The organism is Streptomyces sp. SID8352 (assembly GCF_009862265.1).
Lineage (GTDB): Bacteria > Actinomycetota > Actinomycetes > Streptomycetales > Streptomycetaceae > Streptomyces.
The window spans coordinates 136,805-157,439 of sequence record NZ_WWGX01000064.1; the positions used below are offsets into that span (position 1 = coordinate 136,805).

At 75.9% G+C, this 20,635-nt stretch carries 12 protein-coding genes; 6 read left to right on the forward strand and 6 right to left on the reverse strand.

What is annotated here, in order from left to right:
• Nucleotides 1-11: 11 nt before the first annotated feature.
• On the forward strand, nt 12-1,505 hold the full coding sequence (locus GTY84_RS20440) for an FAD-binding oxidoreductase (RefSeq protein ID WP_161227746.1): 1,494 nt from the start codon (nt 12-14) through the stop codon (nt 1,503-1,505).
• Nucleotides 1,506-1,843: 338 nt separating this feature from the next.
• Here the strand turns inward: GTY84_RS20440 and GTY84_RS20445 are convergent, their stop codons facing one another.
• Entirely contained in the window at nt 1,844-2,857 is a 1,014-nt protein-coding gene (locus GTY84_RS20445; RefSeq protein WP_161227747.1) for a helix-turn-helix domain-containing protein, read from the reverse strand.
• A gap of 62 nt (nt 2,858-2,919) precedes the next feature.
• Between GTY84_RS20445 and GTY84_RS20450 the strand changes: the two genes are divergently transcribed.
• Entirely contained in the window at nt 2,920-4,125 is a 1,206-nt protein-coding gene (locus tag GTY84_RS20450; protein WP_161227748.1) for an MFS transporter, read from the forward strand.
• 52 nt (nt 4,126-4,177) lie between these two features.
• Nucleotides 4,178-4,984, forward strand: coding sequence for an alpha/beta fold hydrolase (locus GTY84_RS20455; RefSeq protein WP_161227749.1), 807 nt, complete (start codon nt 4,178-4,180; stop codon nt 4,982-4,984).
• A gap of 125 nt (nt 4,985-5,109) precedes the next feature.
• On the opposite strand, the gene GTY84_RS20460 is transcribed toward GTY84_RS20455, so the two are convergent.
• The 4 genes from GTY84_RS20460 to GTY84_RS20475 all read right to left on the reverse strand — a co-directional run bounded on the left by GTY84_RS20460 (nt 5,110) and on the right by GTY84_RS20475 (nt 15,784).
• Nucleotides 5,110-5,988, reverse strand: coding sequence for an SDR family NAD(P)-dependent oxidoreductase (locus tag GTY84_RS20460; protein ID WP_161227778.1), 879 nt, complete (start codon nt 5,986-5,988; stop codon nt 5,110-5,112).
• A 59-nt stretch (nt 5,989-6,047) separates the two neighbouring features.
• Nucleotides 6,048-7,244, reverse strand: coding sequence for an FAD-dependent monooxygenase (locus tag GTY84_RS20465; protein ID WP_161227750.1), 1,197 nt, complete (start codon nt 7,242-7,244; stop codon nt 6,048-6,050).
• Nucleotides 7,245-7,272: 28 nt separating this feature from the next.
• Entirely contained in the window at nt 7,273-14,484 is a 7,212-nt protein-coding gene (locus GTY84_RS20470; RefSeq protein WP_161227751.1) for a non-ribosomal peptide synthetase, read from the reverse strand.
• Between the two features lie 541 nt (nt 14,485-15,025).
• The gene (locus GTY84_RS20475; RefSeq protein WP_161227779.1) at nt 15,026-15,784 is read right to left on the reverse strand and encodes a GntR family transcriptional regulator; all 759 of its coding nucleotides are present in this window, start codon (nt 15,782-15,784) and stop codon (nt 15,026-15,028) included.
• 377 nt (nt 15,785-16,161) lie between these two features.
• Here GTY84_RS20475 and GTY84_RS20480 point away from each other — a divergent pair, with 377 nt between their 5' ends.
• Both GTY84_RS20480 and GTY84_RS20485 read left to right on the forward strand, forming a co-directional pair.
• Nucleotides 16,162-16,704 (forward strand): SRPBCC family protein, encoded by a 543-nt coding sequence (locus GTY84_RS20480; protein WP_237532433.1) that lies wholly within the window; start codon nt 16,162-16,164, stop codon nt 16,702-16,704.
• Nucleotides 16,705-17,094: 390 nt separating this feature from the next.
• Nucleotides 17,095-18,465, forward strand: a complete 1,371-nt coding sequence (locus tag GTY84_RS20485) for an MFS transporter (protein WP_161227752.1) — start codon at nt 17,095-17,097, stop codon at nt 18,463-18,465.
• A gap of 74 nt (nt 18,466-18,539) precedes the next feature.
• Here the strand turns inward: GTY84_RS20485 and GTY84_RS20490 are convergent, their stop codons facing one another.
• Nucleotides 18,540-19,778 carry an MBL fold metallo-hydrolase gene (locus GTY84_RS20490; protein WP_161227753.1) on the reverse strand — a complete coding sequence of 413 codons (1,239 nt, stop codon included), beginning with the start codon at nt 19,776-19,778 and terminating at the stop codon, nt 18,540-18,542.
• Nucleotides 19,779-19,942: 164 nt separating this feature from the next.
• On the opposite strand from GTY84_RS20490, the gene GTY84_RS20495 reads away from it, so the two are divergent.
• Entirely contained in the window at nt 19,943-20,563 is a 621-nt protein-coding gene (locus GTY84_RS20495; protein WP_161227754.1) for a TetR family transcriptional regulator C-terminal domain-containing protein, read from the forward strand.
• Nucleotides 20,564-20,635: the final 72 nt, after the last annotated feature.

A 20,635-nucleotide genomic window follows, 5' to 3' on the forward strand; every position in this document is an offset into this window, starting at 1 on the left:
GGAGACAGCAGATGACCACCGTGACGCTCCCCATCTCCCGGCCCGCCCGCCTGCCCGCCCCCGCCGCGCGGACGGCCTGGCTGCGCGACGCCCTCGCGGCCGAACCCGACGACGGCAGGTCCCCCGCGCTGAAGGAGGACGTCAGCTGCGACGTGTGCGTGGTCGGCGGCGGCTACACCGGTCTCTGGACCGCCCTGGAGATCCTGGAACGGGCCCCGGGCACCGACGTCGTCCTCGTCGACGCCGATGTCTGCGGCGGCGGCGCCAGCGGCGCCAACGCGGGCTACCTGATGCCCATGTGGGCCCGGTTCACCAGCCTCGTCGCCATCAGCGACCACGCCGAGGCCCGCCGGATCGGCGAGGCGTCCGAGCGGGCCGTGGACGAGATCCTGGACTTCGTCGAGGCCCACGGCATCGACGCGGAGCACCGGCGCGGGCCGTGGATGTGGGCCGCCTCGTCCGAGGCCCAGCGCGGCGCCTGGAACGCCACCCTGGAGAGCCTGTCCCGGGCCGGGGTGGAGCCCCTGCGCGAGCTGACCGCCGACCAGGCCCGGCGGGCGGTGGGCACCCCCTCCCACCACGGCGCCGTGGTCGACCCGCACTGCGCCACGCTCCAGCCGGCCAAGCTGGTGCGCGGACTGCGGCGCGTGGCGCTGGACCGGGGCGTCCGCGTCCACGAGCACACGCCGCTCACCGCGCTCCGGCGGGAGAACGGCGCCACGGTCGCCGTGACCCCGGACGCCGATGTCCGGGCCGACCGGGTGGTGCTGGCCATCAACGCCTGGGCGGGGCGGCTCGGGGAGCTGGCGGACCTGATGGTGACGGTGGCCAGCGACACCGTCCTCACCGTGCCGGTGCCGGACCGCCTCGACGCGATCGGCTGGCGCGACGCCACCTCGGTGTGCGACGCCCGCAAGCGCCTGAACTACTACCGCACCACGGCCGACGGCCGCCTGCTCATCGGCAAGGGCGGGGTGGGGCTCGCCCGCGGCAACACGGGCGTCGACACCATGTGGGGCCGCGCCCTGCGCCCCGCCGAGGTGCGGCGCCAGTTCCTCCGGCTCTTCCCCGACCTGCGCGACGTGCCGGTCGACATGATGTGGACGGCGCCGGTCGAGTACGCGGTCACCTCCGTGCCGTTCGCCGGCTGGCTGCGCTCGGTGCCGGGCGTCTGCTACGCCACCGGGTACTCCGGTGACGGGGTCGGCCCATCCAAGCTGATGGCCAAGGTGCTGGCGTCTCTGGTGCTGGGCACCGACGACGAGTGGTCCGGGTCGGCCCTGGCCCGCCCCCCGGGCGGGTCGATACCCGGCGAGCCCCTGCGGTACGCCGGGTCCCGGGTGGCCCTGGCGGCGCAGCGCGCGCTGGAGGGGCGGGAGGACCGGGGCGCGTTCGTGCCGGGGCCGGTCAGACGGCTGGCGTCGGTCGACCCGTCCGCCTTCCGGCGCGACGGCCGCCGGGGGCGGGAGCGGCCGTCGCGCGGGGACGCCGCGCCGCGCCCCTGAGCCCCGGCCGCGCGCGACGGGACGGGACCCGGGCGGCACCGGGCGTGCGCGGTGCGGGCCGGTCGGTGGGGGGTGAGCCGGTCGGCGCCCACGGGCCGGCCCGTGGGCGCGGACGGGGCGGCGGGGAGGCGGTCCCGACCGTCCCGCGCCGCGGCCCCGGCGGATGCCGGACGGGCGGTGGGCCGAGCGGTGGGACGAGCCGTTCGCCGCGCCGGGGACCGGGCGGTCGTGGCGCCCGCCGTCGCCGACAGCGGGCGCGCCCTGAAACCCGCGCCCCGGAACCCGACGGCCGGCCGCCCCGCGTCGCCGGAGCGCCCGGACGGGAGCGGGCCCGGCCGTCACGGACCGCCGGGCCCGGGGAACTGCGCCGCCACGAGTCCCCGGCCCGCTGCGGTGCGGAAGTAGAGGACGGAGCGGCCCGAGCGCCGGCGCTGGAGCAGACCGGCCTCGCGCAGGATCCGCAGATGCCGGCCCACCGAGCCCAGGGGCAGCCCGGTGAGGGCCACCAGCTGCGTGGTCGTCTTCGGGGTGTCGAGCAGGGTGAGGAGTCCGGCGCGGGCGGTGCCGAGAAGGGCGGCCAGGGCCCTGGGCGCGGGGCGGAGGCCGTCGTCGGCCAGGACCCCCGAGCACGGGTAGACGACCGCGTACCGCAGGGCGGAGGGCAGAGGTCGCCGACCGGCGGGCGGGACGTCCCAGCAGAGCCAGCTCTGGTCCGGGGTGACCGGCACGAACATCAGCCGCCCCCGGGCGAGTTCCAGCGGTGGGCCGTCGCACGCGGTGGTCCGCAGCCGGTCGTCCCCGAGCCAGCGCATCCCCGGACGCATCTCGTTCAGGGCGGTGGCCCAGCCGTGCAGCCCCAGCCGGGCGGTGCGGGCGACGATGTCCGCCTCGATGATCCGGAGGCGGCGCGGCCAGGAGGGCTCGACGGTCTCGGTCCACGCCCACTCCAGCACGTCCGCGGCCCGCCGGGCCAGGTCGTCGCGGCGCAGGAGACCCGGCAGCGGGCGGGAGAGCGTCTCCTCCAGGTCGGCGCGGGCCGCCGCGGGCGGGGTGCCGCGGACCCGCTCCAGTTCCTCGGCGAACGGGCGGGCACCGTCGCCCGGCGGCGTGGGGGTGAGGAAGGTCGCGTTCCACCGGGGTCCCAGCGCGGCCCCGACCAGGGCGGCCGTGACCGGGTCACCGGCCAGGCGGTCCCGGTAGCCGGGGAGGTGGGAGGTCAGCCACCGGTGCTCACCGACGTGGGCGGCGCGGCCCCGGTGCAGGGTCTTCAGGGCGGCCAGGGCCTCCGCCAGCGGTGAAACGACGAAACGGCTTCCGGCGAGGGTGTCCGTGTCGACCCGCCACCAGCTCATGTGGTTTCGCCTCCCCGCGAAAGTCTCACGCCCGGTGTCCCCCGTCGGAGAGGCTCACCGCCATGCGTTCGTATCGCGAACTCTTCCGTACCGGCGAGTTCACCCCCCTCTTCCTCGCCTCGGCCGGGCACACCACCGCCCAGACCGTCGGCGGACTGGCCCTGGGCGTCCTGGTGTACGAGCGGACGGGCTCGCCGCTGCTGTCCTCCCTCGCCATGTTCGGTACGGCGTTCGCCCAGGTGGTGGGGGCGGTCACGGTGCTGTCCGGTGCGGACCGGCTGCCGCCGCGCGCCGCCCTGACGGTCCTCGGCCTGCTCTTCGGCGCGGGGACGGCCGTCCAGGCCGTACCCGGGCTGCCGGTCTGGGCCGTGTTCGCCGTCCTGCTGGGGCTCGGCGTCATCGGGTCGGTCGGCGGCGGGGTGCGCTACGGGCTGCTCCACGAGATCCTGGACCGGGACGGCTATCTGCTGGGGCGGTCCGTGCTCAACATGTCGGCCGGGGTCGTCCAGATCTGCGGCTTCGCGCTCGGCGGGGCACTGGTGACGACGGTCTCGGCACGCGGCACGCTGCTGCTGGCCGCCGTCCTGTACGCGCTGACCGCCCTGGTCGCCCGGTGCGGGCTCGGCCGCCGGCCGCCCCGGGGCACCGGGAGGGCGACGATCGCCGCCACCCGGCGCGCCAACGCGCGGCTCTGGTCCTCGGTGCCCCGCCGGTACGTCTACCTCGCGCTGTGGGTGCCGAACGGTCTGATCGTCGGGGTGGAGTCGCTCTACGTCCCCTACTCACCGGACGACGCGGGCCTCCTCCTCGCCTTCGGAGCCCTGGGGATGCTGGTCGGGGACGTCGTCGCGGGCCGCTTCCTGCCGCCTCGGTGGCGGGAGCGGCTGACCGTCCCGCTGTGCGTCCTGCTCGCCGCCCCGTACCCGTTCTTCGCGCTGGGCCCGGGACTGCCGGCCGCCCTGGTACTGGTCACCGTGGCCGCCCTCGGGTACGCGGCGGGGCTGCTGTTGCAGGAGCGCCTGATCGCGCTGACACCCGACGCGCTGAGCGGGCAGGCGCTGGGGCTGCACGGCTCCGGGATGCTCACCATGCAGGGGGTCGGTGCGGCGGTGTCCGGATCGGTGGCGGAACTGACGTCACCGGCCACCGCGATGGCGACGACGGCGGCGGCCTCACTGGTCGCGACCCTGATGCTGGCCCCCGGGCTCCGCGGGAGCGGGGCGGCCGGGCTACCAGTTCGAGTAGCACGACCGGGCACACCCCCGTGAACCCGGTGAAACCGCCCGTCCGAGGGTCCCGCGCCCCCGTTAGCGTGGGCGGATGACGATCTCTCAGTACGGTTCGTCGGCCCCCCTGGTCCTGGGTTCGGGCCCCGCCCTGGTCCTGGCGCACGGCGCGGGCAGCGACGTGCGGGACAGCTACGGGCCCGTCCTGGACGCGCTGGCCGAGCGGCACACGGTGATCGGCCCCGACTACCCCGGCTCGGGCTCCGCCCCGCTCACCGACGCCCCCCTGACCCTGGACGCGCTGGCCGACCACGTGGTGGCGGCCGGGCTGCGGTCGGGGGCGGAGACCTTCGCGGTGTCGGGCTTCTCGATGGGCACGGCCGTCGCCGTACGGGCGGCGGTGCGGCATCCCGGCCGGGTGACCGCGCTGGTGCTGTCCTCCGGATTCGCCCGGCCCAACGCCCGGCTGCGCCTGGTCGTCGACGTCTGGCGGGCCCTCGGCCGGTCGGGCGACGGGCGTTCCCTGGCGGCCTACCTGTCCCTGGTGGTGGGCGGCGCGAGCTGGCTGGACGAGCGCACCCCGGGGGAACTGGAGGAGCAGCTCGTCCAGTTCGCCGCCGGACTCCCCCCGGGCACGGACCGGCAGCTCGCCCTCCTGGAGACCGTCGACGTGACGGGGGACCTGGGCTCGGTCCGGGTGCCCACCCTGGTGGTCTCCCCGCGGGAGGACGTGCTCGCCACCCCCTTCCACTCCCGTGAGCTGGCGGACGGCATCCCCGGCGCCGAACTGGCCACCCTGGACTGCGGGCACGCGATCGCCGCCGAGCGGCCGGCCGACTGGGCCCGCCTCGTCACGGACTTCCTGGCCGGCGTCGGCCGCGCCGGGGACCGCCCCTCCTGACGCCTTCGCCTTGAGTGCCGTGGAGCCTCCCGGGGCACCGGATGCGCCGGTGCCCCGGGAGGCTCCCCCCCCGTCGCCGTGCCGGAGGCCGCCGGGCCCGTCGGCCGCCCAAGCCGGAAAGCCCGTCAGCCCGTCAGCGGGCGCAGGTACCGGTCCAGGAGGCGGTCCGGCAGCACCCGGGCCAGCACCGCCAGCCTGCGCACATCGGCGCCCACCCGGTAGCGGGTCCGGGGACGGACCTCGGTGAGGGCGCGGGCGACGGCGCGGGCCAGGTCCCCGGGGGCGGTGCGGCTCTCCCTCGCGCCCTGCTCGTTGCCCGCGAGGAAGCCGGTGAAGCGCTCGCGGTAGAGGGCGGCCACGTCGTCGCCCGCGTGCCGCAGCGCCTCCTGGGCGACCTCGTTCAGCTTGCCCCAGATCGGGGTGTCGATCGCGCCCGGCTGCACCACGCTCACCGAGACCCCGAAGCCGCTCAGCTCGCGCCGCAGGACGTCGCTCAGCGCCTCCTTGGCGTACTGGGCGGCGGCGTACGCCCCGAGATAGGGGAGCGCCACCGTGCCCAGACCCGAGGTGATGTTGACGATCCGGCCCCGGGAGCGCCGGAGCTGCGGCAGGAACTCCTGGACGACGGAGAGCTGCCCCACCACGTTGGTCTCCAGCTGCCAGCGCAGCCGGTCCGCCGGTACGCACTCCAGCGGCGCAGAGACGCACACCCCCGCGTTGTTGACCAGGCCCCACAGGGCGCCGCCCGTGTCCGGCGCCCCGTCGGGGCCGGTCCGCCCGGCGATGTGCCGGGCGGCCGAGCGGACGGACTGCGCGTCGGTGACGTCGATCCGCACCGCCTCGACCCGGCCGTGGACCGAGGCCGCCGCCAGCGCGTCGCCGTCGGCCTCCTTGCGCACCCCGGCGAAGACCCGGAAGCCCAGCTGCTCCAGGTGGAGCGCGGTGGCGCGGCCGAGCCCGCTGGAGGCCCCGGTGACCAGGACGGCCCGGCCGTGCGGCGCCACCGGGGCGGTCCGGGGCGCGGAGCGCGGCCGGGCGCCCCGCCGGGGGCTGTCGGCGACGGTCACCGGCCTCCCTCCGTCGCCGCGCCGGTGAGCGCGGGGGGTTCGGGGGTGAAGGTGAGGGACTGCTCCAGGATGCCGGTCAGCTTCCGGTCCGGCATGAAGCGGAAGTACGCGTCGCGCAGCGGCCGGCGCAGGTTCTCCGACTGCTCGAAGTCGCTGACCGACCGGGAGGAGGCCACCATGGCCCGGGTGCGGTCCCGGCGTTCGTCCTCGTAGGCCCGCAGCGCCTCGGGGACGTCCGTGGCGCCGCGCAGCCGCCGGGCGAGGACGGCGGCGTCCTCGATCGCCATGCCCGAGCCCTGGCCGAGGCTGGTGAGCATCGGGTGCGCGGCGTCCCCGAGCAGGGTGACCGGGCCGCTCCCCCAGCGCCGCAGGAAGGCGCGGTCGCGGGAGGGCACGGAGAGGATGTCCTCCTCCGGGGTGACGGCGATGGCCCGCTCGACCTCCTCGGCCCAGCCGGAGAAGGCCCGCGCCACCTCCGCCTTGCCGCCCCGCCAGTCGTGGGAGCGGGCGGCGGGCATGTTCTTCGTGCCCCACCAGTAGAGGAGCCCGCCGCCCATGTCGACCAGGCCGAACCGCTGCCCGCTGCCCCAGTAGTGGGTGACCGAGCCCGGGGTGAAGCGCTCGTGGCGGAACGGGGTGAGGGCCAGCCAGACGATGTAGCCGCTGTCCCGGGACTCCTCCGGCCCGACCAGTTGCCTGCGGATCGCGGACTGGAACCCGTCGGCACCGATCAGCACGTCGCCGCGGGCCTCCCGGCCGTCGGTGAACCGGACGGTGACCTCGCCGGACCGGGGGTCGGTGGTGAAGTCCCGGGCGGTGGAGTCCAGGTGCAGGGGGATGCCGTCGGTGGCCTCCAGCAGCGCTCCCTGGAGCGCGGAGCGGGTGATCAGGACACTGGGCACCCCCAGCCGCCGGATGATCGCGGGGAAGGGGAACTCCCTGATCAGCCGGCCGCGCGCGGTGCGCACGTGGTAGGACTCCAGGATCTGTCCGCGCCGTTCCAGTCCGAGGTCGAGACCGATGGAGCGCAGTGCCCCGACGGCGTTGCTCATGACCGAGAGCCCGGACCCCGCCGCCCTGAGTTCCGCGGCCCGTTCGTGGATCTCCACGTCCCAGCCGGCGTCCCGCAGCGCCGCCGCCGCGGTGAGTCCGCCGATGCCGGCTCCGATGACCAAGGCCCTGCGCCTGCCCATGTCCCTGCCTCCGTTTCGCGCTGTCATCTCATTCCCCGATCAGTTCGGTGACGACCCGGACCACGTGCGCGATGTGCGGCTCCTCCATGATCGTCAGGTGGTCGCCGGGCACGTCGATCACGGTCAGTTCGCCGCTGGTGCGTTCGCGCCAGCCGTTGGTGGGATCGCGGTGCATGGACTGGATCGCGGTGTGCATGGTGTCCAGCACCTCGGGCAGCGGCTCGGTGGCGTGGATCAGGACGAGGTCCTGGTCCACCACGTCGGGCCGGTAGGCGAACGCGGCCCGCCAGTTGGCCTCGTACACCTGGAACAGCCGGTGGACGACGGCGCCGGTGGCCCCGGCGGGAAGCACCCCCTCGTCGACGGCCAGCTGGGCGATGAACGCGAACTTCTCGTCCAGCGTGACCAGTTCCGGCGGGATGACCTCCTCGGGGGAGTCGCCGCCGCGCCGCAGCCAGAGCAGTTCCCAGAAGAACCAGTGCAGCAGCGCGTCGTCGCCGGTGCGCAGCCTGCGGCCCGGGTTGAGGGCGGTGGTGTCCAGCAGCACCAGCCGGCGCACCTCCTGGCCCTGGGCGCGCAGTTGGCGGGCCATCTCGAAGGCGACGAAGCCGCCGAAGGACCAGCCGCCGATCAGGTAGGGCCCCTCGGGCTGCGCCTCGCGGACGCGTGCCACGTAGCTCGCCGCGATCTCCCGGACGCTGCGCAGGGGTTCGGTGCCCGCGTCGACGCCCGCCGCCTGGAGGGCGTAGAAGGGGCGGTCGGGCGGCAGATGGGTGGCGAACCGGACGTAGCACAGGACGTTGCCGCCCATGGGGTGGACGAAGAACAGCGGGCGGGCGTCGCCCCCGGTCCGGATCGGGACGAGGGGGTCGAAGCCGGCCGTGCCGCCCCCGGCCCGCACTCGGGCGGCCAGTTCGGCGACGGTGGGCGCGGCGACGAACTCGGAGAGGGGCACGGCCGTTCCGTACCGCTGCTCGATCAGGACGACCAGCCGCATCGCGGTCAGGGAGGTGGCGCCCAGGGCGAAGAGGTCGTCGTGGACGCCGAGCCGGGGCACGCCCAGCAGTTCGCGCAGGATCTCGACGAGGGCCGTCTCGTGGGCGTCGCGGGGTTCGGTGGTGTCCGAGGAGCCGGTGGCGGTGGTGAGCGGGATCTCGCGCAGGGTGCGGTCGTCGCGCTTGCCGCTGGGGGTGAGCGGCAGGGCGTCCAGCCACTGGAAGTGGGAGGGCACCAGGTGGTCCGGGAGCGCGGAACGCAACTGCTTGACCAGCTGGGGCAGATCGGTGCGGTCGGGGTCGCCGACCAGGAAGGCAGCGAGGAACGAGTCGTTGCCCTCCCGGCGCCGGGCGATCACGGCGGTCTCGGCCAGGCCCGGGTGGTGGGCGGCGAACCGGGTGATGGCCAGCTCCACCTCGGCCGGTTCCACCCGGTATCCGCGCACCTTCACCTGGGAGTCGGACCGTCCGGTGCACACCACGGAGCCGTCCGGCAGGAGGTGGCCGAGGTCGCCGGTGCGGTAGAGCCGGTCGTCCGGGGCTCCGCCGGGCCGCGGCACGAACCGTTCGCCGGTGAGGTCCGGGCGGCCCGCGTAGCCGAGGGCGAGGCAGACCCCGCCGAGGTGGATCTCGCCGGTGACACCGGGCGGCACGGGCCGCATCCGCGCGTCCAGGACGAGCACCTCGGCGCCGTCGACCGGGGTGCCGATGGGCGGCAGGGGCGGGAAGGCCGCCGGGTCCCCGGTCATCGTGTGCCGGGTGACCACGTGGGACTCGGTGGGGCCGTACTGGTTCTCCAGGATCACCCCGGGCAGCTCGGCGCAGAGCGCGCGGATCTCGTCGGTGACGCGCAGCTGCTCGCCGGAGGAGATGATCGCCCGGAGCGAACCGGGGACCACGCCGAGCGCCTGTGCCGCCTCGGCGAGCTGCTGGAGGGCGACGTAGGGCAGATGGAGCCGTTCGACCCGTTCCCGGTCGAGCAGCCGCAGCAGGGTGCGCGGGTCGCGGCGCTCGTCCTCGGAGAGGAGCAGGAGGGTGCCGCCGCCGCAGAGGGTGGAGAAGATCTCCTGGAAGGAGACGTCGAAGCTCATGGGCGCGTACTGGGCGGTGATGCCGCCGGTGACACCGCTGGCCTGGCCGTTCTGCCAGGCGACGAGGTTGGCCAGGGAGCGGTGCGGCATCTCGACGCCCTTGGGGGCGCCGGTGGAGCCGGAGGTGAAGAGGAGGTAGGCCGCGGACGCGGGGTCGAGGGCGTCGGGCGGGGCGCCCTCGGCGGTGTCCCCGGGCGCCGGGGCGAGAAGGGCGGTGGCCCGGACGACGGGCGTCGCCCCGTCGCCGCCGGGCAGGTGGGCGGGGTCGGTGCCGGTGGTGCTGTGGGTGACCACGGCCGCCGGGGCGGCCTGCTCCAGCATGGCGGCGATCCGCTCGGGCGGGTAGGCGGTGTCCAGGGGCACCGTGGTGGCGCCCGCCTTGAGGATGCCGAGGAGGACGGCGACGACCTCGGGCGAGCGTTCCATGGCGGTGGCGACGCGGGTGCCGGGTCCGGCGCCCAGTCCGGTCAGCCGCCGGGCGGCACGGTCGGCGGCGGCGTCCAGTTCGGCGTAGGTCCAGCGCCGGTCGCCGTGGACCAGCGCGGGGGCGCCGGGGGCGAGGGCGGCCCGCTCCTCGAAGGCGCGCACCACGTCGGGGGCGGGCCGGGCGGCGGGGACGGGGCCGAGGGGCTCGGCCAGGAAGCCGAAGTCGACCGGCTCGTCACCGTGGTGGACGACGCGCTCCAGGATGCCGGTGAGGGCCCGCCCGTGCAGCGTGGCCTGGTCCTCGGTGAACCGCTGCCCCTGGTAGTCGACGCGCAGCCAGATCCCGCCGCCGCCGGGTTCGGTGACCGCGTTGACCAGCAGCGCGAAATTGGTCTCCTCCCAGGTGCGGAAGTCCAGGGACTCGACGCCGGGCAGCGCGAAGACCTCGGCGAGCTGGTGGAAGTGGAGGTAGTTGAAGGCGGTGTCCAGGACGTTGTGGCCGGCGTCCTCCTGGATGGCGCTGAGCGGGTAGCGGCGGTACGGGTGGCTGTGCTGCTCCTGGCGGAACGCGTCCCGCACGGCGTCGAGCCAGCTCGCCGGAGTGCCGGTGAACCGGACGGGCAGGGTGTTGAGGAAGAGCCCGGTGGCGCGCTCGGCCCCCTCCCGCTCCGGTCTGCCGTGCGTGACCAGCCCGGTGACCAGGTCGTCCTGGCCGGAGAACATCCTCAGGGTGAGCAGATGGGCGGCGAAGAGCACGGACTTCACCGGCAGGGTGTGGGCGCGGGAGAAGGCGCGTACGGCCTCGGTGAGGTCGTCGGGCAGGTCCAGCCGCCGGGTGATCTGCCCGCCGCCGCCGGGCGCCTCGTGCGGCCGGAAGGCGGGCAGCGGCAGCGGGGGCGCCCCGGCGAGGTAGCCGGCCCAGTGGTCGCGGGCCTCCGCGGAGCGCAGCGTCCGCCGTTCGGCCAGCGCGTGGTGGGCGGCGATCCGTTCCGGGGCGGCGGGGACGGCGCCGATGGGTCCGCCCAGCAGGTGGACGTAGTCCTGGAGGAGTTCCCGGATCAGCGTGGCGACGCTGCCGCCGTCCAGGATGGCGTGGTGGAAGCTGAGCACCAGCTCCACGCTGCGGGGCAGGACGTGGACGCGCAGATGGTGCAGCGGGGGCCGGTCGAAGACGTATCCGTGGTGGCGGCGCTCCTCGACGTGGGCCGCGATGTCCCGCTCCGCCTCCTCGGCCGGGACGTCCCGCAGGTCGGCGATGTCCAGCGCGTCGTCGATCGCGGCGTCCACGATCTGGAGCGGCTCGGCCCGGCCGCCGACGTCGAAGGAGGAGCGCAGCACGGGGTGCCGGGCGACGAGCAGCCGGTGGGCGGCGGTGAACGCGCCGGGGTCCCAGGTGTCGAGGGCGAGGCTGTAGCGGAAGACGTCGCGGTACATCCCCGACTCCGGCTCGACCCGGCTGTGGAAGAGCAGCCCGAGCTGGAGGCGGTTGGCCGGCCAGGCGTCCTCGTGGCCCTCGAGGCCGGCCCGGTCCACGCCGGAGACCAGGGCGAACGGCTCCAGCGCGGGCTCCTCGGGGGTGGGGCCGCCGGCGGTGGTGAGCGGCGCCAGGGCGGCGACGGTGGGGTTGCGCACGAGGTCGCTGAGGTCGAAGCGGTAGCCGCGCCGCTCGGCCAGGGCCCGGACCCGGAGCATGAGGACGGAGTCGCCGCCGAGCGCGAAGTAGTCGTCGTGCACCCCCACGCGTCCGGTCCCCAGGACCTCGGCCCAGGTCTCGGCGAGGGCGGCCTCGGTGGCGTTCCTGGGCTCGGTGCGGGCGTGCCGGGGGGCGGCCACGGGCTCGGGCAGGGCCCGCCGGTCGGCCTTGCCGTTGGGCGTGAGCGGCACGGCGTCGATGCGGACGAAGACCGCGGGGATCATGAACTCGGGCAGGGAGCGGGCGAGGCCGGCGCGCAGCGCCACCGGGTCGTGCTCCTCGTCCGCCGCGTAGTAGCCGATCAGCCGGGTGCCGAGGGCGGCGTCGTGGTGGTCGACCACCACGGCGTCGCGGACCCCGGGCAGGGACGCCAGGGCGTCGCGCACCTCGCCCGGCTCGACCCGGTTGCCCCGGACCTTGACCTGTCCGTCGATCCGGCCCAGGTACTCGATCTCGCCGTTCGCGAGGAGCCGGGCGAGGTCGCCGGTGCGGTACAGGCGCCCGCCGGGGGCGAAGGGGTCCCCGGTGAAGCGCTCGGCGGTCAGCTCGGGGCGCTCCAGGTAGCCCCGGGCCACCTGGACACCGCCGACGCACAGCTCCCCCGGCACTCCGACGGGCTGCGGCTCGCCGTACGGGTCGAGCACGCGCAGCGCGGTGTTGGCGACCGGGCGGCCGATCGGCACCCTGCGCACCGGACGGCGGGAGCCGGTGGGGCAGTCGTGGTAGGAGACGTCCACGGTGGCCTCGGTGGGGCCGTACAGGTTGGTCAGGGCGGGGCCGCCGCCGGGCAGGGTCCCCAGGACCCGGGCGAACTGCTCCACCCGGGCGGGCGGCAGCGCCTCCCCGCTGCAGAAGACCCGCCGCAGGCCCGAGGCCCGGGCGGCCAGGCCGGGCTCCGCCTCCAGCAGGTCCAGGAAGGGGCCGAGCATGGAGGGCACGAAGTGCACCACGGTGACCCGGCGTTCCTCGATGGTGCGCAGCAGCACCCGGGGGTCGCGCTCCCCGGCCGGCGGGAGCAGCGCCAGGCCCGCGCCGCGCACCGCCCACCAGAAGAGTTCCCAGACCGACACGTCGAAGGAGACCGGGGTCTTCTGGAGCAGCGTGTCGTCCGGGCCGAGCGGATACCGCTGCTGTGTCCACTCCAGGCGGTTGACGACGGAGTGGTGCTCGACCATGACGCCCTTGGGGCGCCCGGTGGAACCGGAGGTGTAGATCACGTACGCCAGGTCCCGGGGTCCGGCGGCCGGTTCCGGGCGGTCGGCGGGGCCCTGTTCCACGAGTGGGCCCGCGTCGAGCGCGGGCACCCCGGCGGGGAGGTCCGGCGGGGCCGCCCCGGGGCCGGTGAGCACGGCCCGCGCTCGGCTGTCCCGGAGCAGGAAGGCGACCCGCTCCGCCGGGTAGGAGGGGTCGACGGGCACGTAGGCGGCACCGGACTTGAGCACCCCGAGCAGCACGGGCACGGTCAGCGGTCCGCGCTCCAGCAGGACGGCGACCCGGTCGCCGGGGACGATCCCCTCGGCGCGCAGGGCGTGCGCGACGCGGTTGGCGCGGGCCTCCAGTCCGGCGAAGGTCAGCCCCGCGCCGTCGGCCGCGGTCACGGCCACCCGGTCGGGGGTGCGGTCGGCCTGTTCCTCGAAGAGGCCGTGCACGGTGGCGTCGGACCGGTGGGGGGCCTCGGGGCCCTGCTGCGCCGCGACGAGGGCCCGCCGTTCGGCCGGGGTCAGGACCGGCAGTTCGGCGGCGGGCCGGTCGGGCGCGTCCAGTCCGTTCCGCACCAGGGTCAGGAGCTGACCGGCGAACGCCTCGACGGGAAGATCGTCGTCGAAGACGTCCGCCGCGTAGTCCAGTTCGATCCGCAGGTCGGCGTCGTCGTCGACGGCCCGGATCATCACGGAGAGGGCGTCCTGCTCGTGGACCGGGGCCGTGAGCGCCGTCTCCCGTTCCACCCCCTCCGGCAGCTCGGGGCGCGGGGCGCGCAGATACGACACGACCACGTCGAACAACTGCCGGGAGCCCCTCGCCGGACGGTCGCGCAGGACGTCGCCCAGGGCCAGCCGCTGGTGGGTCCTGAGCGCCCCGGCCCGCTCCCGCACGAGGGCGGCCAGGTCGCGCAGGGTGGCGTCCGCGGGGACCGGGACGCGCAGCGGCAGGTTGTTGGCGAACTGCCCGGCCGTGGCCAGTTCGCCGTCGGTGGTCCGGTTGAGGAAGGGGACGCCGAGGACGGTCTCGTCCGAGCGGTGCACCCGGGCCAGATGGGTCGCGAAGGCGGCGGCGAGGTACGCGAAGGGCGTCGAGCCGCCGGCCCGGATACGGGCCACGAGGTCGCCGCCGAGGGTGAGGGTGTGGTGGCCGCGCCGTGCGACGGCCGGGCGGTCGGGGGAGCGCCGGAACAGGGCGGGGGCCACGCCGTCCAGGGCGGCCCGGTGGAACTCCCGCGCCGCCGCGCGCTCCGGGGAGGACCGGTAGGCCGTGTCGGCGGCGGCGAACTCCCGGTACGAGGGGGCGGGCGGGAGCGGTTCGCCCGCCGGGTCGCCCGAGGTCAGCAGGGCGTACGCGGCCCAGGTGTCCCGGCTGACCCCGTTGAGGGTCCAGGCGTCCACGACGAGGTGGTGGGCGGCGAGGTGGAGGTGCAGCACCCCGGCGCCCTGCCGGACCAGCGCCGCGCGGAACAGCGGGGCGCCGAGCAGCGGGAACGGCCGGACGAAGGCGGCCTCCCGCCAGCCCTCCCAGGCCCGCCCGGGCTCCGGCTCCCCGGACAGGTCGACCAGCTCCACCGTGCGGGGGTCGTCGAGGAGGGCGGGGGTGCCCTCGACCCACTGGTACGGGACGCCGTCCCGCTCCCCGAAACGGAGCCGGAAGGCCTCGTGCCGGGCGAGGGCCCGGGCCAGCGCGGTGCGCAGCGCGTCGGCGTCCACGGGCCCGGTGACGGTCTCACAGATCACGACGTTGAACTGGGGGCTGTCCGGGGTCTGGGATTCGGCGGCCCAGATGTCGTTCTGGTACGAGGTGAGCGGGAAATCGCGGCCTATAGCCACAAGGTTTCCTTTCTCTTCCCTGAGTGATCGAAGGATTCAGGGCAAGGTGGATTCCGAACAGCGGATACCGGAACACGAGGACGTGATCACCCTAGGTGCGCAAACCGCCGGGTGGCCACTGCGCACTCGGGTAGCGGGGCCTACTCACATAAGCGGTTGACCTGGGACACACTGTTGTGACCTGCGCGTTCGTGAGCGTCAATGGCGGATTCACCTCAGCCGGCCACGCTTTGCCGCATCGAAATCAGGGCGCCGCGGCGCACCTCACCGTGAGCATTCCGACAAGGGTGGAAAATGGTCCGGGAAATGACCTCACCCCTTCCGGTCCGCGCCTCGAACACGCATGCCCGACCGACCGGCGGGAATGCGCCGCACCCGGAATTCAGGGGACCGCCGGCCGCGGTTCACCGGGCCTGGAATACCTTCGGGACGAGGGGCGGGGACGGCGGCCGGAGGAGACGGCGGCCGGAGGGGGCGGTGGCACGCGGCGGGCCCGGGTGCGCCGCGCGGCGGACCAGCCCGGAACCGGGGGCGGGGCCCGTCAGCGGCGCAGCAGGAAGGGGGCGGCACGGAGCCGTCCGCTGTGGATCCAGACGTCGGAGTATTCGACGGGGCGGCCGTCGGCGAGGCGGGTGACCTGCTGGAGGTACTGGACGGGGGCGTGTTCGGGGAGGTCGAGGGCGTGGGCGACGTCGGGGGTGGCGGCTTCGGCGCTGAAGGTGCGGCGGGCGGTGGCGATCTTGAGGCCGTAGGTGCCCTCAAGGGTGCCGAAGAGGCTGGCGGTGGTGAAGTCGGTGCGTTCGATGCCGGGGGCGAGGTCGGTGCGGACGAAGTTGAAGAGGAGGGCGACGGGGCCCTGGTCGGTGCGGCGGACGCGGGCCAGGCGCAGGACGCGGGTGGTGGGGGTGACGTCGAGGAGGGCGGCGATGGGGCGGGGCGGGAGGATGAGCGAGCAGTCGTCGACGGCGGTGGTGGTGACGACGCCCTGGCCGGCGAAGTCCTCGGAGAGGGTGGAGAGTTTCTGGGCGATGGCGGGTTCGACGGTGGTGGAGGTGACGAAGGTGCCGCGGCCCCTGACCTGACGGAGCAGGCCCTCCTCGATGAGGGTGGTCAGGGCGCGGCGCAGGGTGCCCCGGCTGACGCCGAACTCCTGGGCGAGTTCGGGCTCGCTCTTGAGGCGGTGGTGCGCGGGCCACTCGCCGCCCGCGATCCGCAGCCGGATGTGCTCCGAGACCTGGACATGGATCGCCGTGGGGACATCACGTCGGACACGGGGACGTACGCTCAGGTCGGCCCTCACCCCGGTCACCTCGCCCTTCCGTTCCGCCGCCGCTCCCGCACCGGCCCGCTCGCCTGCTCCCGCACCGGCCCGCTCGTCCCTCCCGCGCCGGGCGGGACGTGCCCGCCATCAGGTGTAGACCCGTTGCTGCCCGCAAGGCAAAGCGCTTGCCCATGAGGCAAGGCGAGGCGGTCGCGGGTGCCGGATCGGTGCCGCACCCCTAGGGTCGGAGGCGGGCCGTACCGGAGCGCCGCGGGTCCGGCGGCGCGGGCCGGGTCCCCGACCGGGGCACCGGTCCTCCTGCTCCCCCCTGATCACCTGCTCCCCCTTGGTCCCCCTGATACGTGCCGGTCGTGCCGGTCCCGTCGGTCCCGCCGGAGAGAGGAAGCGTGGTCGCGATGGCCCGGAACCGCAGGCTCATCCTGAGCAGCCCGTCCAGGGTCTGGGGCCTGCTGTCCGAGGGCCACCGCTACGGGGAATGGGTCTCGGGGACGCGCGAGGTCACCGCCGCGGACCCCGACTGGCCCGACGTGGGCTCCCGGCTCCGCGTCCGCGTCGGCGTGGGTCCGCTGACCCTCGACGACGTCTGCGTCGTACGGCACTGCGAGCCGGAACGGCGCCTGGAGCTGGAGGCCAAGGCGGACCCGTTCGGCGCGGCCCGCATCGCCCTCCATCTGATCCCCTGGGCCGGCAACACCCTCCTGGAGCTCGACTGGCATCCCCTGCGCGGTCCCGGCACCCGGATGCACGGCCTCCCGGTGGACTACCTCGTCTCGATCCGCAACGGCATGATGCTGACCAAGCTGGCCCGGATCGCGGTGCGCGAACAGCGCGCCGGGGCGGACGCGGATGTCCGTACCGGCGCGGGTGCCGAAGCCGGTACGGGTGGCGAAGCCGGCGCGGGCACCGGTGGCGGGCCACAGGGTGGCGGCGGCCGGTGAGGCACGAGGCCCCGCGGCGAGGGCTGAAGTGGGCACGGCGCGCTGCGGCGGCCCGGGGTGTGCGCGCGGCACACCGCGGTCGGGGCGGCGCACCGGGCACATCGGGCGCATCGCGCGCATCCGGCGCACCCCGCACATCCAGCGCATCGGGCGTTCCCGCGAAAGGGGATGCCCCGGGGCGCGCCGACCGGGTAGCGTGCGGGGCATGTCGAGCCCCGAGTCGGACAGGGCGGGGGCTTTCGGTCACGCCGTCAGCCCCCTGAACCACTGATCCGGTGAATCCGCCGTCCCGCCGCCTTCCACGGCGGGACGCGCCTTCGCCCTCCCCGGGGGCGGGCCGCGGTGACGAGATGACCCCTCGCGCGCTTCTCCTCGTCCCGGAGCCACTCGATGCCCCTACCGCTGTATCTGCTCGCCCTGGCCGCCTTCGCCATGGGCACCTCGGAGTTCATGCTCGCCGGCCTCCTGCCGGACATCGCCTCGGACCTCGGCAGCACCGTCGGCGCGGCCGGGACGCTCACCCCGGCCTTCGCGGTCGGCATGGTCGTGGGCGCCCCGCTGATGGCGGCGCTCGCACGGGAGCGGCCCGCCCGAGCCGCCCTGCCGGGGTTCGTCCTCGTCTTCGCGGCGGCCCATGTCCTGGGCGCCCTCACCACCAGCTTCCCGGTGCTGTTCGCCACCCGGGCCGTCGCCGCGCTCGCCGACGCGGGCTTCCTGGCGGTGGCCCTGACGACCGCCGCCGCCCTGGTCCCGCCCGACCGGAAGGGACGCGCGCTGGCCGTGCTGCTCTCGGGCACCACGGTCGCCATGGTGGTCGGGGTCCCCGGCGGCGCCGCCCTCGGCGCCCTGCTCGGCTGGCGTGCCGCCTTCTGGGCCGTCGCCGCCCTGTGCCTGCCCACGGCCCTGGGCCTGCTGAGGGGCGTCCCGACGGGGCGTCCGGAGGGGGCGGCGAGGACGGACGCGGAGCACACGCCGCGCAGCGGATGCACGGGGGGAACGCCAGTCCCCCGGCGGCCGGAACACGCGGCACACGGCAGCGACGTGCCGACGGCACCCGCCGCATCCGCCGCGCCCGCCGCGCCCGCCGACCGTACGCAGCTCCGCTCGGAGTTGGCCGGGCTGGCCCGGCCGCGCCTGCTGCTGGTGATGCTGCTCGGGGCACTGGTGAACGCGGCCACGTTCGGAAGCCTCACCTTCCTGGCTCCCGTGGTGACCGGCGCCGCCGGGCTGCACCCGCTCTGGGTGCCGGTCGCCCTGGTGCTCTTCGGGACCGGCGCCCTCGTCGGCGTCACCGTCGCCGGACGGTTCGCCGACCGCCGCCCCGGCACGGTCGTCGCCGCCGTCGGCCCGCCACTGCTCCTCGGCTGGCCGGCGACGGCCCTGCTGGCCGGGGAACCGGCCGCGCTGCTCCCCCTCGTCCTCGTCCAGGGCGCGCTGTCCTTCGCGCTGGGCGGCACTTTGATCACCAGGGTCCTGTACGAGGCGGCGGGCGCGCCCACCATGGCCGGTTCGTACGCGACCGCCGCGCTCAACGTCGGCGCCGCCGTCGGCCCCCTGGTCGCCGCGGCCACCCTGACCACCGGGGCCGGGGAGCTGGGGCCGCTGTGGGCCGGGGGCCTCCTGGTCACGGCCGCGCTGCTCCTCGCGCTCCCCTTCCGCACCGTGCTCGGGAACGGCACGACCACGGAACCGGACCCACCGACGGGCGTCCCGCGCCCCGTACCGGCATCCGCCCGGCGGACCGGCGCCCCTCCGGCCTGACCGCCCGGCCGGCTCCGGCCCGCCGCACGGGGAGGTGGCGACACCGCCCCGGGGCCGGAGCCCGGCCCGTCGCGTCAGTCCCCGGCCGAGACCACCGGGCCGCCCACAAAACCGCCCCCGTCCGTCCCCGCCGTGTCCCCGGCGCTCCGGGCGTCGCGCCACGGGTGCGCCAGCGGGCCCGACACCGCGCGCCACCACGGGTCCTGCGGCGGCCTCCCGGCGGGCTCGAACGGCTCGCCCGGACGGGGGAACGCCACGGGCTGGGCGGCCTCCCCGGCCGCGTCCCTCATCCACTCCCCCGGCTCCGCCCACGCGTGCGGCGCCAGGCTGAAGGTGCCCCAGTGGATCGGCAGCAGGACTCCGCCCGGCCGGCCGCCCTGGAGGTCGAGGTGGGCCCGCAGCCCCTCCTCCGGTGTCATGTGGATGTCCGGCCAGAACTCGGAGTACGCCCCCACCTGCACCATCGTCGCGTCGAACGGGCCGTGGGCGGCGCCGATGTCCCGGAAGCCGTCGAAGTAGCCGGTGTCGCCGCTGTGGTAGAGACGGTGCTCCTCCCCGGCGACCACCCAGGACGCCCACAGGGTGTGCTGGGTGTTGCGCAGGCCCCGGCCGCAGAAGTGACGTGCCGGGGTGGCCGTCAGGGTGAGGCCGCCGACCCGGGTCGACTCGTGCCAGTCCAGCTCGCGCAGCCGGGCGGCGGGGACGCCCCAGTGCTCGAGGTGGGCGCCGACCCCGAGCGGCACGGCGAACAGGGTGTCCGTGCCGGCCAGTGCCCTGACCGTCGGCATGTCCAGGTGGTCGTAGTGGTCGTGGGAGATCACGACGACGTCGACGGGCCCCAGCGCGGCCAGGGGCAGCGGCACCGGATGGAGCCGCCGGGGGCCCGCGAAGGGGAAGGGTGAACAGCGCTCCCCCCAGACCGGGTCGAAGAGGACCCGCCGGCCGTCGATCTCGGCGAGCACCGTTGAGTGACCCATCCAGGTCAGCCGCGGCCCGCCCACCGGGGGCCGGGCGAGGTCCGCGAGCGTGGTGGCGTGGACCGGGATCCGGCCCGAGGGGGCGCGCAGCAGCCGCGCGCGCTTGTCGGCGTACGCCGTCGCGAGGGAGCGGCCCGATCCGGAGGGGCGGATCCGGGTGGGCCCGCCCGGGTTCCGGAAGACGCCGTCGCGGAAGTGCGGGGAGCTGCGGATGCGCTCCATCCGCGCGCCGCCCGGGTCCGCACCGAACGCCGCCGGGCGTGGCAGACGCGGACCGGAGCGGGGGGAAGGGGAGCGGGCCAACGGTACCTCCAGTGGGGATGCCTCGGATGTCATTATCGTCGCGGGCGGCCGGCGCGCCCGGTACGGAGAGCGGCCCCGGCGGGGTCGGCGGAGGTCCCTTCGCCCCGGTCCGCCGTCGCCCGGTGCCGCCCGTTCCCGGCCGCCGTCCCGCCCGCGGCGCCCGCCGCCGTTCCGGACGCCCGGCTACAGTGACGCGCGTGACAGGAGTGCGGTTGACCGTGGCGGCGCGGCGCGAGGAGCTGCTGCGCGCCGCCGTCGGGCAGATCGCCGCGCGGGGCGTGACCGCGCTGCGGATCTCGGACGTGGCCTCGGCGCTCGGGGTCAGCAACGCGCTGGTGCTCTACCACTTCGCCACCAAGGAGAAACTGGTCGCGGCCGCCTTCGCGTACGCCGCCGACGGCGACCTGGTCCGGCTGCGCGCACTCCTCGCCCGCCGCACCTCGGCGACGCGCCGGCTGCGCGCCGCCCTGCGCTGGTACGCGCCCACCGACCGCTCCCAGGGCTGGCCGCTCTGGATCGAGAGCTGGGCTGCGGCGCTGCGCGAGCCGGGGCTGCGGGAGGTGGCCCGGGGCCTCGACCGGCAGTGGAAGGCGGCCATCGCCGGGGTGATCGCCGAGGGCGCGGAGTCCGGCGAGTTCCGCTGCCCGGACCCGGCGGCCGCGGCGCTGCGGCTGACCGCCCTGCTGGACGGGCTGGCCGTGCAGCTCACCTCGTACCGGGGCACCGTGTCGCGGGCCAGGGCGCTGCGCTGGGTGGACGACGCCCTCGCCCGCGAACTGGGCCTGGAACCGGCGGAGTTGCGCGCCCATCGCCGGTGAGTCCCGGGGCGGCCCCTCCGCCCCGGGGAGTCCGGCCGCCGCCGGGGAAGGCCGGACGTCCGTCCCGGGGCG